Source organism: Burkholderia sp. NFPP32 (assembly GCF_900119325.1).
Taxonomy (GTDB): domain Bacteria; phylum Pseudomonadota; class Gammaproteobacteria; order Burkholderiales; family Burkholderiaceae; genus Burkholderia; species Burkholderia pyrrocinia_C.
Window position 1 is genome coordinate 1 of sequence record NZ_FPJP01000049.1, and the last position, 15,325, is coordinate 15,325.

General features: G+C 64.8%; 12 protein-coding genes and 3 pseudogenes. 9 read left to right on the top strand and 6 right to left on the bottom strand.

Annotated features, from left to right (window positions below; all coding sequences use genetic code 11):
- The 6 genes and pseudogenes from BT264_RS38910 to BT264_RS36460 form a co-directional block, all read left to right on the top strand.
- A partial coding sequence (locus BT264_RS38910; protein ID WP_371293709.1) for an IS3 family transposase occupies window positions 1-267 on the top strand: 267 nt, incomplete at its 5' end.
- A gap of 710 nt (window positions 268-977) precedes the next feature.
- Entirely contained in the window at window positions 978-1,406 is a 429-nt protein-coding gene (locus BT264_RS36440) for an antitoxin Xre/MbcA/ParS toxin-binding domain-containing protein (RefSeq protein ID WP_072445393.1), read from the top strand.
- Window positions 1,403-1,876 (top strand): RES family NAD+ phosphorylase, encoded by a 474-nt coding sequence (locus tag BT264_RS36445; protein WP_072445394.1) that lies wholly within the window; start codon window positions 1,403-1,405, stop codon window positions 1,874-1,876. The genes BT264_RS36440 and BT264_RS36445 overlap by 4 nt, the downstream gene beginning before the upstream one ends.
- Before the next feature lie 540 nt (window positions 1,877-2,416).
- Window positions 2,417-2,611 (top strand): type II toxin-antitoxin system VapB family antitoxin, encoded by a 195-nt coding sequence (locus BT264_RS36450; protein ID WP_047904609.1) that lies wholly within the window; start codon window positions 2,417-2,419, stop codon window positions 2,609-2,611.
- On the top strand, window positions 2,608-3,012 hold the full coding sequence (locus BT264_RS36455) for a type II toxin-antitoxin system VapC family toxin (RefSeq protein WP_072445395.1): 405 nt from the start codon (window positions 2,608-2,610) through the stop codon (window positions 3,010-3,012). Before BT264_RS36450 ends, BT264_RS36455 begins: the two co-directional genes overlap by 4 nt.
- Window positions 3,013-3,143: 131 nt before the next feature.
- Window positions 3,144-3,689, top strand: a pseudogene (locus tag BT264_RS36460) (transposase); the annotation flags it as partial.
- A 234-nt stretch (window positions 3,690-3,923) separates the two neighbouring features.
- Here the strand turns inward: BT264_RS36460 and BT264_RS37680 are convergent.
- Window positions 3,924-4,260 (bottom strand): annotated as a pseudogene (locus tag BT264_RS37680) (transposase); the annotation flags it as partial.
- Between the two features lie 35 nt (window positions 4,261-4,295).
- Here BT264_RS37680 and BT264_RS38915 point away from each other — a divergent pair.
- Window positions 4,296-4,412 (top strand): annotated as a pseudogene (locus BT264_RS38915) (LysR family transcriptional regulator); the annotation flags it as partial.
- An 83-nt stretch (window positions 4,413-4,495) separates the two neighbouring features.
- Here BT264_RS38915 and BT264_RS36470 read toward each other — a convergent pair.
- The 4 genes from BT264_RS36470 to BT264_RS36490 form a co-directional block, all read right to left on the bottom strand.
- A complete protein-coding gene (locus BT264_RS36470; RefSeq protein WP_072445397.1) occupies window positions 4,496-5,518 on the bottom strand; it encodes an AraC family transcriptional regulator in 1,023 nt (340 codons plus the stop codon).
- A gap of 100 nt (window positions 5,519-5,618) precedes the next feature.
- On the bottom strand, window positions 5,619-8,141 hold the full coding sequence (locus BT264_RS40320; RefSeq protein WP_256260772.1) for a porin: 2,523 nt from the start codon (window positions 8,139-8,141) through the stop codon (window positions 5,619-5,621).
- Entirely contained in the window at window positions 8,138-9,538 is a 1,401-nt protein-coding gene (locus BT264_RS36485; protein ID WP_072445399.1) for a D-arabinono-1,4-lactone oxidase, read from the bottom strand. The genes BT264_RS40320 and BT264_RS36485 overlap by 4 nt, the downstream gene beginning before the upstream one ends.
- Before the next feature lie 65 nt (window positions 9,539-9,603).
- The gene (locus BT264_RS36490) at window positions 9,604-10,830 is read right to left on the bottom strand and encodes an amino acid deaminase/aldolase (RefSeq protein ID WP_072445400.1); all 1,227 of its coding nucleotides are present in this window, start codon (window positions 10,828-10,830) and stop codon (window positions 9,604-9,606) included.
- A gap of 427 nt (window positions 10,831-11,257) precedes the next feature.
- Here BT264_RS36490 and plcR point away from each other — a divergent pair, with 427 nt between their 5' ends.
- Together plcR and BT264_RS36500 are read left to right on the top strand one after the other, a co-directional pair.
- A complete protein-coding gene (gene plcR / locus BT264_RS36495; protein ID WP_072445401.1) occupies window positions 11,258-11,968 on the top strand; it encodes a phospholipase C accessory protein PlcR in 711 nt (236 codons plus the stop codon).
- Window positions 11,969-12,034: 66 nt separating this feature from the next.
- A complete protein-coding gene (locus BT264_RS36500; protein ID WP_072445402.1) occupies window positions 12,035-13,411 on the top strand; it encodes a pectin acetylesterase-family hydrolase in 1,377 nt (458 codons plus the stop codon).
- A 722-nt stretch (window positions 13,412-14,133) separates the two neighbouring features.
- Here BT264_RS36500 and BT264_RS36505 read toward each other — a convergent pair.
- Window positions 14,134-15,204, bottom strand: a complete 1,071-nt coding sequence (locus BT264_RS36505; protein WP_072445493.1) for an IS110 family RNA-guided transposase — start codon at window positions 15,202-15,204, stop codon at window positions 14,134-14,136.
- Window positions 15,205-15,325: the final 121 nt, after the last annotated feature.

The following is a 15,325-nucleotide window of genomic DNA, read 5'->3' on the forward strand; positions in this document are numbered from 1 at the left end:
GAATCGGAACTGCTCATGCGCGAGCGCTTTGATACGCACGAACAGGCACGTGGGCGTGTGTTCTGGTTCCTCGAGGGATGGTACAACCTGCGTCGCCTGCACAGCAGCATCGGCTACCGTTCACCGCTCGAATTCGAAGACGAGCACATGAAAAATGAAACCCTGTCCCCGCGCGGGTTGCCCACCGCCGGGCGGCGTCGTGGTCGTGATAGGCGACCCGCCGCCCGCCCGTGGACAACCCGCGACTTACCGCTTAACGGAGGTTAAATCGCACATCGATCGCTACCGCAGATCTGTCCGTTGAAGCGGGTCAACTTCAGTTGGCGAACACGGCGACGTGCGTGTTGTTCTGCGTCAGCGCCGACATGGCATCGTCGCGTTCCGGTGCCGCGCAGTGGATCGCGATTGGGCACCGCGGGCGCCTCCAACCTGAGTGCCGCGTGGTGGTTGCCGCCGGCGAATGCAGATAGCGTTCGCGCGCGTGAGCACCTGCAGAGCTTGTCCACCGATCTGCGCCCAGGGAAGTTCTGGTGTTTCTTCGGCCAGTGGGATCGCGCGTCAGGCCGAACCTGTCCGCATTTTTGTGGGCGAGGCGGTTGACAACGCGTTATCTGCGCGCCTGAGTAAATCTCTCGCCGAACAGAATAGCAAACTGGTTCATTGCTGATTTCCAGTCGAAGGCAGCGCGTACCGTTTTGACCAGCAGCTACGTAACGCGTGCCTGGTCACATGCAATGACGTCGTGCAAGCGTTCGGCGGCCGTCGCGGATGGGCCGGCACGTCGGCCTGTTTGAAAGCCGCCGCACGTTGCTCGTCAGCATGCTGTTGAGCGGCGAGGAAGAATGCCGCGTGGCCATACCGGTGCCGAACAAGCCTCGTCCTACGATTGGGCCGCCCCGACACTGTTCAGGAATCGTGCGATTGGTATCATATGGTCTATAATAAGGTATCAATCGATACCTGATTTGGGAGTCGTCATGTCACTCGTTACCCCGGAAGCCGTGGCTGCTGTCATGGAGCTTCGCCCCTTGCCTCATACGCTCGCGGAACTTGAGGCGCTCGTGCGGGGCGGCCTGCCGAAGTCCGCTTTGCGCGCGGGCGTCGAACATGCGACGCAGGGTGCCGACGCCCGACGTGCGCTGCTTGCTCGCATCATTCCCGAAGCGACTTACAAGCGCCGCCGCGATCGCCTGACGCAAGACGAGTCCGAAAAGACCGAGCGCCTGGCGCGGATCGTTGCGACGACTACCTACGTCTGGAACGACGAAGAGGACGCGCGGGAATTCCTTTCGACGGCGCACCCGGAACTAGAGGGGCGGGCGCCGCTTGAAGTCGCGTTGACCGAGCTCGGCGCGCGCCGCGTCGAAGAATTGCTGTGGAAATTGTTCTATGGGCTGCCGGCATGAAGTTGTTTCGCATAGCCGACACACGGCATGCGGTCTGGAGTGGCAAAGGCGCGATGCTGGTCGGTGGCCGCTTCAATAGTCCGGGCCGCCCAGTCATCTATGCGGCGTTGACCTTCGCGGGTGCGATGCTCGAGGTGCTCGTGCATGCACGCATCGGCAAGGTACCCAAAACACACGGATGGGTCGAAGCGACTGTTCCCGATGACCTCCTCGTCGAACGCCATACGGCCGAAATGCTGCCGGCAGGATGGGACGCAACGGCACTGCAGATAGCACGTCAGTTTGGTGACGCATGGCTGACGGAATCCCGCTCGGCGCTCCTTGTTGTTCCGTCCGTCGTGACCCACGCGGAATTCAACGTGCTGGTCAACCCGATGCATCCCGATGCCGCGCGGATCGTCGTGACTGACCCACAACCGGTCGTGTGGGACGAGCGACTATTTCTGGTGCCTCGCGTCGGACAGTCCTAGCGACACCCTAATGAACTGCTAGAGTTCACGGGCGGGCTAAGGCGTGACCACAGACGCGTGGCACCGGTGTTGGATGTGAAGTAATGGCATTGCCACGTGCTACAGGTTGCGCCGACCGGCTGCATTCACGATGGACAGTTGCATAGACTCCGGCGAGTGCTCGGCGGCTCGGGAACGGACGTCATGGCGCGGGTAGGATTCTGGTCGAAAATGCGTGGACTTACGCCATCGCTCGGAGCGTATCGCGTCTGCTTTTTAGTGTCTTTTTAGTGTTCGGGCGGGGGATGGAAATTTCGTTGTTGGGGCCGGAGCGGGAAGCCTTGCGGGCATTGCTTCACAGGACAGGCGCGATTCAAAGTTAAATGAAATGTGGTAGGGGGCTCCATCGAGGTACGCTGGAATCCGTCTAAGCCCTGACCTTACCCCGCCGAGTACACCATTTGTAAGTTACCTGACCCTTATATGGACTGCGCACAAGCCGGACGCCGAGGTCTGCAATGTGTGTAATCATATTCATCTATACACATTTCGAGGTGTGCCATGCGTACGAACATTGAAATCGACGACAAGTTGATGGCCGAGGCACTTGCCGCAACCGGTATCAAAACCAAGCGGGAAGCCGTCGAGCTCGGTTTGAAGACGATCATCAGGCTCAAACAACAGGAGCAGATTCGCCAGTTTCGCGGGAAACTCCACTGGGAAGGTGATTTGGACGCCATGAGGACTGATCGATGACGCTCGTGGATTCGAGCGTCTGGATTGACTATTTCCGTGGCAAGGTTTCGCCGGAAACCGACAAGCTTGACGCTTTGCTGGGCAACGAGGCGCTGTTGTCGGGCGACCTGATCGTGGCGGAGGTATTGCAGGGTTTTTCGGTTGAATCCGAATTCAATGTGGCCCGCCAGTTGATGACGACGCGCTTGAATGTCGTGTCGCTGGTCGGCACCGACAACGCAGTCCAGGCCGCACGAAATTATCGTGAGTTGAGAGCGCGAGGCGTGACGGTCCGCAAGACTATCGACACGCTGATCGCGACTTACTGTATTGAGAACGGCGTTTCGCTACTGTACAGCGATCGGGACTTTGATCCATTCGTTCAATACCTGAGTCTTCGATCAGCCCTTTTAGATGATTGAGCGAAGCCAGGCCAGCCTCGCGGGCATGTAAGGATTCGGTAGTGGGCCAGTGCCGAGTGTGCTGTCGCTGGCTAATCAGGTCGGCGGCGCGCCGACAGGCGTTGTGGCGACGCTCGACGTTGGAGTGGCTGCAGCACCGCCGAGGCCGTGCACGGCAACCTTCTCGGCATGTGGTCACCAGCCATTGTGCGACGGCGCCAAATCAGCTCTGGTTGTGGGACATCACCTGGTTGCCGGCGGCGATCAAGGGCAAGTTCTACTACTGGTACATGGTGCTGGACGTGTTCAGCCGCAAGATCGTCGGGCACGAAGTGCAGGAGGCGAAATCGGCCGAGCTTGCCGCGTTGCTGATGCGGCGTACGAGCTTGGCCGAGGGCCTGGCGGGACGTCCGCTGGTTCTGCATTCGGACAACGGCAGTGCGATGAAGGGTGCGACGATGCTCGCGACGCTGGAAAACCTCGGCGTGGTGGCCTCATTCAGCAGGCCGCGCGTGAGTAACGACAACCCGTACGCCGAGGAGCTGTTCCGCACGTGCAAGTACCGGCCCGACTACCCGCGCCAAGCATTCGCGAGCGTCGAGGCCGCGCGTGCGTGGACGCAGCAGTTCGTGCGTTGGTACATGTATGGACGCCCCCGGTTTGCCAAGCACCGCGCGAGGCTGATGGTCAATAGGTAGATTGCAGCCATGTATCCGGATTTCGTTCGGGCACATGCCCGCGATCCTTGATGGAATCCGCTGACCGGTGCCCCATCAACCATGTGAACTCGAGGTTCGTTGTACCAGTCGGGCTTTGCCAGTCACGGTCTGACCTGTCTTGCCATCAATCTGTGTGTTGCCTGAGCAATCTATGGGGTGTGTAATTCGGCTCCGGGCTATAGGTTGATTGGACGTAAATCCACTCGGTTTCCGCTATGCAAGAATGCTGGCTTTCCCATGCGAGAAACCGGATGTGTACTCTCGGTCACGCGCGAGCAGCGCCCAAACGATGCGAGCATTTTTGTTGGCGAGAGCGACGGCGGCGACATTGTGGTTACGACGCTCCAGCAGTTTCTGAAGCCAAGGGTTGCGGCATTCGTCTGGCGTGCCCTGAAACGCCCGCACCGCAGATCGTGCCCCGTGGATCAGCAGTGTTCGCAGGTAGGTGTCACTGCGCTGATATGACTCCGAGCAGGTTCGTCTTTCCGCCACTGGACGATTGGGTTGGTACCAGGCCCATCCAGGCCGCAAGCTGTCGACCGTTCTCGAAGTGCAATGACCTCGGAAACCGAAAGTGGTTATGGTGTGCCCGGTCTCGAATACTTCTTCTATTGGCATCGCAGCGCCGATCAGGACCAGGGCAGCCGGTGGCTGCGCGAGCAACTGATGGCGCTGATGGGCGGGATGGGCGAGCCGCGGTGACGCAGGTGCGGCGTCCGGCCATCGCTTTGCTCGCGTAACGACTCCTTTGCGGTGCGTCGCGCACCGCACCCATACAACACCCCCTACATCACCGCGCGCTGCCCCTCTCTCGGCCCGTGCCCCGTCCAGCGCTTGAACGCGCGCCGGAAGTTGTGCGCGTCGCTGAACCCGACTTCGTGCGCGACGTCCTCGATCGACAGCCGCGGATTGCTCAGCAGCGTGAACGCGCGCTTCCTGCGGATCGTGTCGATCACCGTCTGGTACGACACGCCCTGGTCGGCCAGCCGCCGCCGCAGCGTGCGCTCGCTCATGCACAGTTGCGCGGCGATCGCGGCGAGCGTGGGCGTATGCCGCAGGTCGCGCCGCATGATCCGTTCGATCGATTCGAGAAAGTCGGTGCCCTCGGGTTCGGGCGGCAGCGCGCCTTGCAGGAATTCGAGCACCTGGCGATGCGCGAGCGGATCGTGCGTCGCGATCGCTCGGCTGCCGAGCGATGCGTCGCACGACAGCAGGTTCTGCTCCTGCTCGAAGCGCACCGGGCACGGGAACACGCGTGCGTACTGCTCCGCATACGCAGGCGGAGGGTAGCTGAGATCGATGACCTTCGGCTGGAACGCGGGGCCGACGAGCGAGCGCCCGATCTGCATGAAGCTGCCGAACGCTTCCTCGACGAGAAACGCCTCGATGTCCGGTTCGAGGAACACGTTGGTCGCGCGGATCGACAGCGTGCGCGCGTCCGACACCAGGTCGAAGCGCATCAGCGGCCCCGTGTGGCGCTGCAGCTCGAGGCCGACGGTGATCGCGTCCTTCAGCGTGGGGCTCGTCAGCATCGCGTAGCCGACCAGCCCGATCGATGCGATCGTCTCGCTCGTCCCGAGTTCGAGGCCGAGCGCACGCTGTGGCGCCATCTCGAGGGCGCGCCGGATCATCGTGCTCGCCTGGCGCAACGAAATCCGGCACGACGGATTCGACAGGTCCGCGACGTCGAAGCCGAGCCCGAGGCACAGCCGCACAGGATCGATGCCCAGTTCCTTGCTTGTCTCCGCGAGGCACCGCAGTAAATGCACCGGTAGATTCGCCGTCGTATAACGGGCGGTATCGTCCATGGATGCTCCCTCTTTTTTTCCACGGATTGTACTCGTCCCGCCCGGCCGGGGTGCCGCCCCGGCCGTTATCGGCCACATGCCATGCGCCCCCGCTTCGGATTCAGAAGTAGTGCCGCAAGCCGACCGTCGCGCCGAGCTGCGTGGTGCTCGTGCTCGGTGCCTGCCCGTTGATGCCGAAGAGCTGCGCGCCGATCAGCCCGCCGCGATAGATCGCGTAGTCGACTTCCGCGTAGAGCATGCTGCGCTTCGACAGGTTGTAGCCGGCGATCACCTGGAACTGGCGCGCGCGGCCGTCGAAGTCCGATGTATAGCCGGACTGCGTGGTCCACCATGCGTTGACGGCCGCCGTGAACGTCTGCGTGAAGCGGTACGTCAGCCCCGCGAGCGCCATCTTGCGGCGGCGGAACCCGCCGGGCACCGTCGGATCGACCACTTGCGCGGGCGAGATGATGCCGAGCGCCGCGAGATCGGTGGGGCTGAATGGGCCGTTCTCGAACGACGTGAAGTCATTGTCGCGCGCGTTCTCGATATAGCCGGCGTTGAAGGTCGCGTTGCCGAGCGTCAACGAGCCGCCGCCGCCGTAGACGTCGAACGTGCCGTGCGTGACGTCGTCCCAGCTTCGCATGAACGACGCACCGACCGTGAACGGCCCCTTGTCCGGCGCGTACGCGATGGCCGCGCCGAGCTGGCTGCCGAGCACGCCGCCGCCCGCGTGCCCGCCCGGCGAGTATTGCGCGAGCAGGTACAGGCTGCCGAGCTGCGCACCGTACTGGATCATGTTGCTGGTGCGCGCGGCCGCGAGCATCGTCTGCTCGGGCTTGAACAGGTTGAAGTACGGGTCCTGCGGGCCGGCCCACAGGTTCGATCCGTAGGTCAGCGACACCATCTCGAACGGCACGTTGTACTGACGGCCGAGCGTGAGCTGGCCGAGCGACGTCGACGTCAGCCCCACATACGCGACCTGGAAGAAGTTCGGGGAGCCGGCCGGCACGATGCTGCCGCTGTTTGGGCCGAAGTGGCTCTCGACGTTGAACTGCGCGGACAGCCCGCCGCCGAGATCTTCATTGCCTTTGAGGCCCCAGTAGCTTTCGGTCAGGCCGCCGCCATCGGCCATCGACATCTTGCGGCCCGTTGACGCCGGCGTGCCGTCGGCGCCGTAGGACACACCGTGCGTTTCGTAGCGGATGCCCGCGTCGATCACGCCGTAGAGCGTCACGTTGCTTTGCGCGCGCGCGCCGGCACTGGCCAAGACCATCATCGCGCAGCACGTCGCGCGAATGCTATTGGGACGATTCATTCTGCACTCCGCATTTCTGCATGGAACAGGGGACAAGCGACATCGCAGCGCCGGAAACGACTGTAGAAAGCCAAATTTGCGCGGGCCAAGGCCGCGGCGGCCAATCTCGTGGTGCGTCGCGGCCACCGCATGACGCAGTGCGGTCAGGGCGACGCGCGGGCCACGGCGCCGGGCGCCGCGCGGCGCAGTGCGAGCTGCACGAATGGAGCGGCGGCCAGCACGGCCACGCACAGCACGTGCGCGACGCGCGTGCCGCCGAAGCGGTCGAGCAGCGCGCCGGACAGCGCGGTGCCGATGCCGGCCGCGAAGAACGTGACGACCAGCGTGCGCGCGACGAGCGAGCCGTCCGGGTCGACGTTGGACAGCATGCCGGTGAGGAACGGCACGATCACGAAGAACGCGCTGTTGAGCACGAACTGACTCAGGAAGTACGCGCTGCCGCCGCGCGCCGAAGAACCATTCGATCGACCCGACCATCGCGAGCTGCGCGGCCCAGATCAGCACGAGGCGGTGCTTGTGGCTGGCCGGATGCGACGGAATCGCCGCACCGACGAAGCCGAGCAGCGACGACACCGACAGCAGCACGCCGATCGTCGTCGGCGACAGCCCGGCACGCGCGCCGACGAAGCCGGCAATCGCCCACTGCGATGCCTGCACGCCGTAGACGAGCGCGGTCACGACCCAGATCGCGACGACTGGCCGCCACGGCAGCGCGTGGCCGCGCGCGCGGGCCTGCGACTGCACGCTAGCGAACGCGCCGATGCCGCGGATCGCGGGCGCCAGCATGGCGACGACGGCAGCCAGCAGAGCGAACACCCAGCGTCCGAGCCATGCTGCCGGCAATGCGGAGATCAGCACGAGGATGCCGCCGTTGATGCCGCCCGCGAGCAGGTTGATTTGCCCCCACAGGCGATCGGTCGACGCGCGCTGCGACACACCGGATGCGACGACGACGAACAGCATGCCTTCGAACAGCCCGGTCATCCCGCGTGCGGCGGTCGCCGACCCGATGCCGGGCGCGACCGCGCTGAGCGCTTGGCCGGCGATCGTACAGGCCACGCCGGCCAGCGTGAACGGCCGCGCGGCGCGTGCGATACGGTGCGACAGCAGTGCGCAACTGATCGCGATGCCGAGGATCTCGGCGCTGACGAGCGCGGTCGCGGTGCCTTCGTCGAGCCGGAAGCGCGTCATCACAGCCGCGATGAGGAACGGCGACAGGATCAGCCCGTTGGTGGCCGCCGCGAACGCGAGCGCAAGGCGGACGACGGCGCCGGCCGACGGATCGGGGCGCGACTGCGCGGCCGTGCGCAAGGTGGCGATGGTCATGAGGTCTCCTGGTTGGATCGCGGCCGATCTTGTTCGACGCGCGCCGTTTCGTGCATCGGGTGAGTTCCTCGGCGTGCCGATGAAGCAGGCGCGGATGCGGTTGTGCTTTTCGGCAGGCCGAACAGCGTGCGCAGATACGGCGTCAGGAAGCGGCCATGCGGGTCCATCCGTTCGCGCAGTGCAAGGAAATCGTCCCAGTGCGGATAGCACGCCGCGAGCTCGGCCGCGTGCAGTGCATGCACCTTGCCCCAGTGCGGCCGCCCGCCGTGATTGCGGCAGATCGCCTGCACGCCCGAGAAGTACGCGTCGAACGGCATCCCGCGAAACTGGTGCACCGAGATGCGCACGCTGTCGCGCCCGTAGTCGGGGCTCAGCCAGATGTCGTCGCCGCGCACCCAGCGGTATTCGATCGGGAACATCAGCGGGAAGCTGCGGCGCGCGATGAATGCGCGGATTTCGCGCAACGCGTCGGCGCCGCATTCGGCCGGCACCGACCATTCCATTTCGTTGAAGCGTACGCGGCGCACCGTCGACAACATTGCATAGCTCGCGTCGACATGCCGGCCGGCCGACACGGTCGACGCGCACAGCCGGCTCAGCGCCGGGCACAGCGACGGCACGCGCCGGCCGAGCCCGCACAGCGCGCCGAACACCGTGTTCTCGAGGAACGACTCGGATGCGCGGCTCGCCCAGTGCACGGCGTCGGTCGGCTTGTCGGTGATGTCCCACGCCTTGGTCAGCACGGTGTCCGTATGCGGGAACCAGTAGAACTCGAACGAGCGGTGCCGTGCGATCAGTGCCTCCGCTTGTGCGAGGCAGTCGTCGAGCTGCATGCCGCCACGTTCGAGGCGCAGCCGGAACGCGGGCACGAGGCGCAGGCCGATCTCGGTCAGCACGCCGAGCGCGCCGAGCCCGATCCGGCCGCCCGCGAACAGCTCGGGATGCGTGTCGGCCGTCGCGCGGATCTCGCTGCCGTCCGCACACATGAACGTCAGGCTGTCGATCTGCGTCGACAGGTTGCCGAGCGTGATGCCGGTGCCGTGCGTGCCGGTGCTGGTCGCGCCGGCGATCGACTGCGCGTTGATGTCGCCGAGGTTCTCCATCGCGAGGCCGTGCGCGGCGAGCGCGGGGCCCAGTGCCCACAGCCGCGTGCCGGCATGCACGCGTGCGACGCGCCGGTCGCGGTCGACGTCGATCACACCCTGCATCGCGTCGAGCGACAGGATCACGTCGTCGGTTTGTACGAGCGGCGAAAACGAGTGACCGGCGCCGGCCGCGCGCACGGTCGCGCCGGACGCGGCCGCATCGCGCAGCACGGCCGCGAGCCCGGTGCGCGACGCAGGCGTCGACACGGTTGCATCAGGACTGCAGACATATCCCGACCAGTTGCGCCACATGGCGTTGTCTCCGTGGTTGTCGTTTGAAAGGTTTGGATGGTTTGAACGACGGGCCGCGCAGCCCGCTAGAAAAAGCTCTTGCCTTCACCGCGATAGGTGGGCGCCTCGCCGACCACGCGGCCGCCGCGGATCAGCAGCAGCGTGTTGAATCGCTCGCACAGTTCGCCGGCCTTCGCGTGACGGAACAGGATCGGCTCGCCGATCGCCGGCGCGACGCCTCGCGGCACACGCACGGGTGTCTGCACCTCGCCCGCGCCTTCGTTGCCGATCAGCGTGCAGCCGGCCGGCAGCCACGGCCGCGGCAGGCGGCTCTTGCCGGCCGGGCCGGACGCGATATAGCCGCCGCCCGAGCAGGTCACGATGCCCGTCCGCGGAATCCGCACGACCGGCAGTGCGAAGCCGGCGGCCGGTTGCGCGTGAAATGCCGCGTAGTGATCGAACAGTGCCGGTGCGTAAAGGCCGGAGCCCGCCGCGAGTTCGGTGACGGACGCGTCGCCGAGCGTGCTCTCGAAGCTGCCGGTGCCGCCGCCGTTCACGAAGCGCAGCGCGTGGCCGGCCGCGACGAGTGCCTGTACGGCTGCGTGGCGGCGCGCATTGATCTCGCGCGCCGAGCGGCGCTTCAGATGACGCACCAGCGCGTTGCGTGCGCTGCTGCCCGGTTCGGTGTCGGCGACGCCGGCGATCTGTCCTTCGTAGCCCATCAACCCGTCGAGCCGGACGTGCTGCCGCTCGCCGATGCGGTTCGCGAGCGCGAGTGCGCCGGCGGCGTCGCGCACCGGCGAGCGGTACATGCCGAAGTACAGGCCCGGATACGCCGACGACATGTCGAGATCGATCGCGAGCGGGATCGTCACGCGTTCCTCGTGGGCGATGCGGTCGATCGCGTCGAGCTGCGCGCCGTCGTCGACCATTAGCGTGATCGAGCGGCCCTGCCTGAGCTGCGCGGCCACCGTGCGCAGGTCGTCGGGCTCGACGGTCGGATACGCGACGACGATGTCGTCGAAGCCGCCGTCCGCGAGCCACGCGGCTTCCGCTGCCGAGTAGCACAGCAGCCCCTGCATGAACGGGCCGGCGGCCAGCACCGCGCTGATCAGCTCGCGCGAACGCACCGACTTCGTCGCGAGCCGGATCGGCCGCCCGCGCGCGCGGCGCTTCAGGTCGGCGAGATTGGCGTCGAGGCAATCGAGATTGACGAATGCGGCGGGAAGCCGGCGGCCCGCGAGCGCATCGCGGTAGGTCGGATAGTCGTGGACGGCGGCGGGCGCGCGATGGGGGAGGTCTGCACGGCTCATGGAACGGGCTCGGCTGGTCGGGTGTGCGTCGCGCCGACCGTTCGGCGCGGGTCGGAAATCAGCATAGGGCTGGCCAAAATGCCGACCAAGCGCTCAGCGGGTCGTTCGACGGGTCCGATCCGGCCATCCGTATCGGCCACGCGGATAACCTGCTGCCGTGCGCCGTGCGGCTGGACCGAGGTTTGCTTGGCGTCGCAACGTGCGTGGCACCTGTCGGCCCGAACCGCCGCCGGACGGGCGTCGCGCGAAGTCGCGCGTTCCCGCAGGCGTCAGCGAAATGCGTTTCAAACGTTTTGCTGGGTAGCGCCGATGCGCGCGGGTTTAGTGCCTGCGTTCTAGAGTCGCTTTTGACTGCGTGCCGGATTCGACCTAGAACCTAGTCGCGGATGCACCGGCGCAGAACGGCATGACGTGACGAGGGGGCGACATGAAAAAGAACAGGGCACTCTGGCGGCGCATGGGCGCGATCGCGGCGATCGGCGTGGCCGTCGCGATCTGGCGATACGAAGCGGCGACACCGGCCGAGGCCGCGTCATCCGGCACGCAGGGTGCGATGGCGAGCACGCAGTCCGTTGCGGCCGATGCGTTCGGCACCGGCGCCGCGACACCCGGCCCCGAGGAGCGGCGGCTCGACGTCGACGCGTTGCGCCGCAGCCTCGCGGGGCGGCCCGATGCGGACGCCGAAGTGCAGCGCATCGTCGCGTTCGTGCGCTTCCGCGACGAAGTCGCCACGTACGGCGATCGTCGCAACAGCCTGCCGCAGGGCGAGCGCACCGCGCTCGCGCGCCGGATTCTCGACGAGCTGCCTGACCACGTCGCGCGCAACGAGATCGTGCCCGTGCAGGCCGAAGCGCTCAGCGCGGCGCTGCTGACCGATACCGAAGCCGATCCCGCGACGCGCAGTGCGGCGATCCGTTCGATGCGCGCGCAATGGGATGCGTACGCGCAGCAGACGGTTGGCTCGTCGCCGGCGCAGGATCCGCGCTATCTCGCGTACGAACAGCAGAGCCGCGACGTGATCCGGCAGGTTCAGGCGAGCACTCCCGATCCCGACCAGCAACAGACCGTCATCGCGCAGCGCCTGCAGGCATTGCGCGTCCAGTTGTTCGACGGCGCTTCACCGACCAGCGCGCACTGAGCGCCGAATCCGCGACGCCGGGCCGATGCACGGCGGCCGCGTCATGTCCATCGACAAGGAGGGGAAATGTCACCAGCACGATGCCTGCTGCGCGTCGCCGTTGCCACGCTGCTGGGTGGCGCGGCACTGAACGGCCACGCAGCCGATACGACGATGCCGGATCCGTCGATTCCATATTATTCGTGGTACGAAGTGACGTTGCCGGAGAGCACCGGCGCGTCGTGCGGCAACGGCACGCCGATGCGATTCTACGTCAATCGCGCGCAGTCGGACAACCTGCTGTACATGATGGAGCCGGGCGGCGCGTGCTGGAACTACGGCACCTGCACGCAGACATCCGCCGGCGCCGAAGCCGGTCTCGGCGGCTTCAACCCGGACGGCATTCCGCACAACTACATGAACGGCACCGCGAACGAGAGCCTGCTGTCGTCGTTCCTGTCGCCGCTGCTGACGCGCATGGATCTTGCACACATCCTCGTCGGCGAACCGAAGGTCGAGACGCAGCAGTGGACACAAGTTTTCGTTCCCTATTGCACCGGAGATATCCACATGGGCAGCGCGGTGCGCAACTACACGTCCCCGACGGGCGACTGGCGCATCCAGCACTACAGCGGGCTGAAGAACATACAGGCCGTCGCGCAATGGCTGACGTCGCATGGCTTCGGCAAGCCGAACCGGCTGCTCGTGTACGGGATGAGCGCGGGCGGCTACGGCACGCTCGCGAATTACGCGACGCTGCGCAACACGCTGCAGCCGCAGGCGCATAGCTCGCTGCTCGACGATGCCGGCACGGTGTTCAATACGCCGTTCGATGCGGATGCGGCCGCGCATCCGTCGGTTGGCCTGTACGACAAGGTGCGCACCGAGTGGGGGATGACGGGCCCCGACGGGATGATCACCGTGAACAGCCGGCTGACCAGCCGCTTCGATCCCGGCAACATGGGCAGCGCGTACGCAGCGCTTTCGGCGACCTTTCCGCACGACCGCTTCGGCTTCTCGAGCTACCAGCGCGACAAGATCATCGCCGCGTATCACTATCGCGCGTTCGTGCCGGCCGTGATGGCGGTGCCCGACGACGCGACGAAGGATTCGCTGTCGCTCGCGATGTTCGCGAACGAGCTCGACGGGCTGAAACAGACGCTGAACCCGCTGCCGAACTTCGGCTACTTCATGCCGTGGGCGCGTAACGACTTTATCGACAATCACCAGGTGACGGCGGTCAGCTTCACCGGGTCCGGCATTCACGAGAACGGCACCGACGCGGATATCGGCACGTTCGTCGACGACCTGCTGAACCAGCAGGACCCGGCCGATACGCCGGTGATGAAGGCGTTCCGCACGCAGCAGTGGTCGGATTTCACGTTCTCGACGTTTCTCGCGTGGATCGACAGCGTGTTCAACCTGACCGGCGAAGCGGGGCCGATCTCGGGGCACCGGGCGTAAAGCAGTTCGCGTGAACGGGTGACGGCGGCGCGGCGTGCCGCCGTTCCTGCAGGACGGATGCGCGCCTAGAAAGAATCGTCGTCGAAGCGGGACGAAGCCGGCCGGCGCTTTATGTCCTTCAGCCAGTCCCGGACGTTTTCCGGGTCGTCGAACCCGTAACGGCATCCAGGACGACCGAAAACAAACCGGGACAGCTTCGTTCATGATCGATTCGCTTCACAGGCTTGACGAAATCACGAATGCAGCCACTTGTTCAGCATTGCCTTAACAACGGAACGGGACACTGATATGGTCACTGCGTGTCAATAGCAGTTGTTGTATCGCAAGGGTAATCGGACGATGCGGCAACAAGTCCGTTGCAGCGACGATGGATCAGACTGATATCCGTGGGTTGGTTACCACTGAACCGCCTATAAGGACCTCCCCGTTTTGACAAGCGGGTTTAATGCGTCACTGGTCAAGCTCCGGTGTCGTTCGAGACGTTGGCGGTGCGGACGGCGGCGAGACAGACTGCATGCCTATAAACGGCCTTGCTGGGCGCTGTGGTTGCTACGCCCGGGCCCGGATAGTAACCGCGCAGCGGGACTCCATCCCTGGGACGGCGAATAGATGCGATTTGGCGCCTTACGGTTCATCGAGTTCGCCCGCTGCCGGTCTGACCTGTCGCTATCCTTTACCTGTTGCGTCTTCGAGAGCATAGTGGATCCTGGTTGATGCCTGGATCAGCTGTTTGTTGCGCAAATCACCGCGCGCGGAGCAATACACACGTGCGATGGATCGAATTTCTCGCCTTTCGCGAGCACGGCCCAGAGAATACGCGCATGCTTGTTGGCGACGGCGACCAGCGTCTTGTAGTAGCCGACGCGCGCCTGGAGCTGGACAATCCAGCACGAGAGCCGGTCGTCACGTCGGTGTGCCGTCAGAACCGCTGAGCGCGCGCCCTGAAACAGCAGGGTTCGGAGATAGTCGTTGCCTTGCTTGGTGATGCGTCCGAGCCGCTGTTTGCCGCCGCTGCTGTTCTGTTTAGGTACGGTGCCGATCCAGGCAGCCATCTGCCGGCCGTTTTTGAATTGTCGCGCATCAACGACGGTCGCAACAGCGGCGGAGGCAGTCAGAGGGCCCACGCCGCACACGTCCATGCACCGTTGTGCCTGAGGATCATGACCGGCGTGTTCGGCAATCTGTTTGTCAAGCCACGCAATTTCCTCATCCAGTGCCTGGCATTGTGCCCAGCCACGCATCAGGGCCTGGCGTGCGGGACCAGCGAGTTCGTTGCTGCCGTCTTCGATACGGTCGACGATGTGTTGGTGTAATGTGCGGATGCCTTGCGACAGAAACACACCAAACTCGGCAAGCAGTCCGCGCAGGCGATTCACCAGCGCGGTACGCTCCTCGACAAACCCGGTCCGCATGCGGTGAAGTACAAGCACGCTTTGCTGGGCCGGTGACTTGACCGGCACGAAACGCATCTGTGGACGGCTAGCGGCCTCACAGATCGCTTCGGCATCCTGTGCGTCGTTCTTCACGTGGGGACCTCCCTTGCGATAGGGGGCCGCAAATTGCGGTGGAATGAGCCGCACTTCGTGTCCGAGCGTGCGCAGCTTACGCGCCCAATAGTGCGCCGCGCTGCACGCTTCCATGGCCACCAGGCACGGCTCAAGATTGGCAAACCAGATCACGAACCGTTCGCGGGCAATTGCCTTGCGTACGACGACACGTTCGGCAGCGTCAACCGCGTGGACTTGCATCACATTCTTCGCCAGATCCACGCCAACGCGAGTAATCTTTTCCATGACTTCCCCCTTCGCTGAAGGTTGTGTAGCACAGCCATGATGGCACCAACCGGTGCCGATCTGGCGATCGGGGAGGTCCTTACCAATTCCCGGGAATGTAGGAGACTTCGGATCTTGGCTG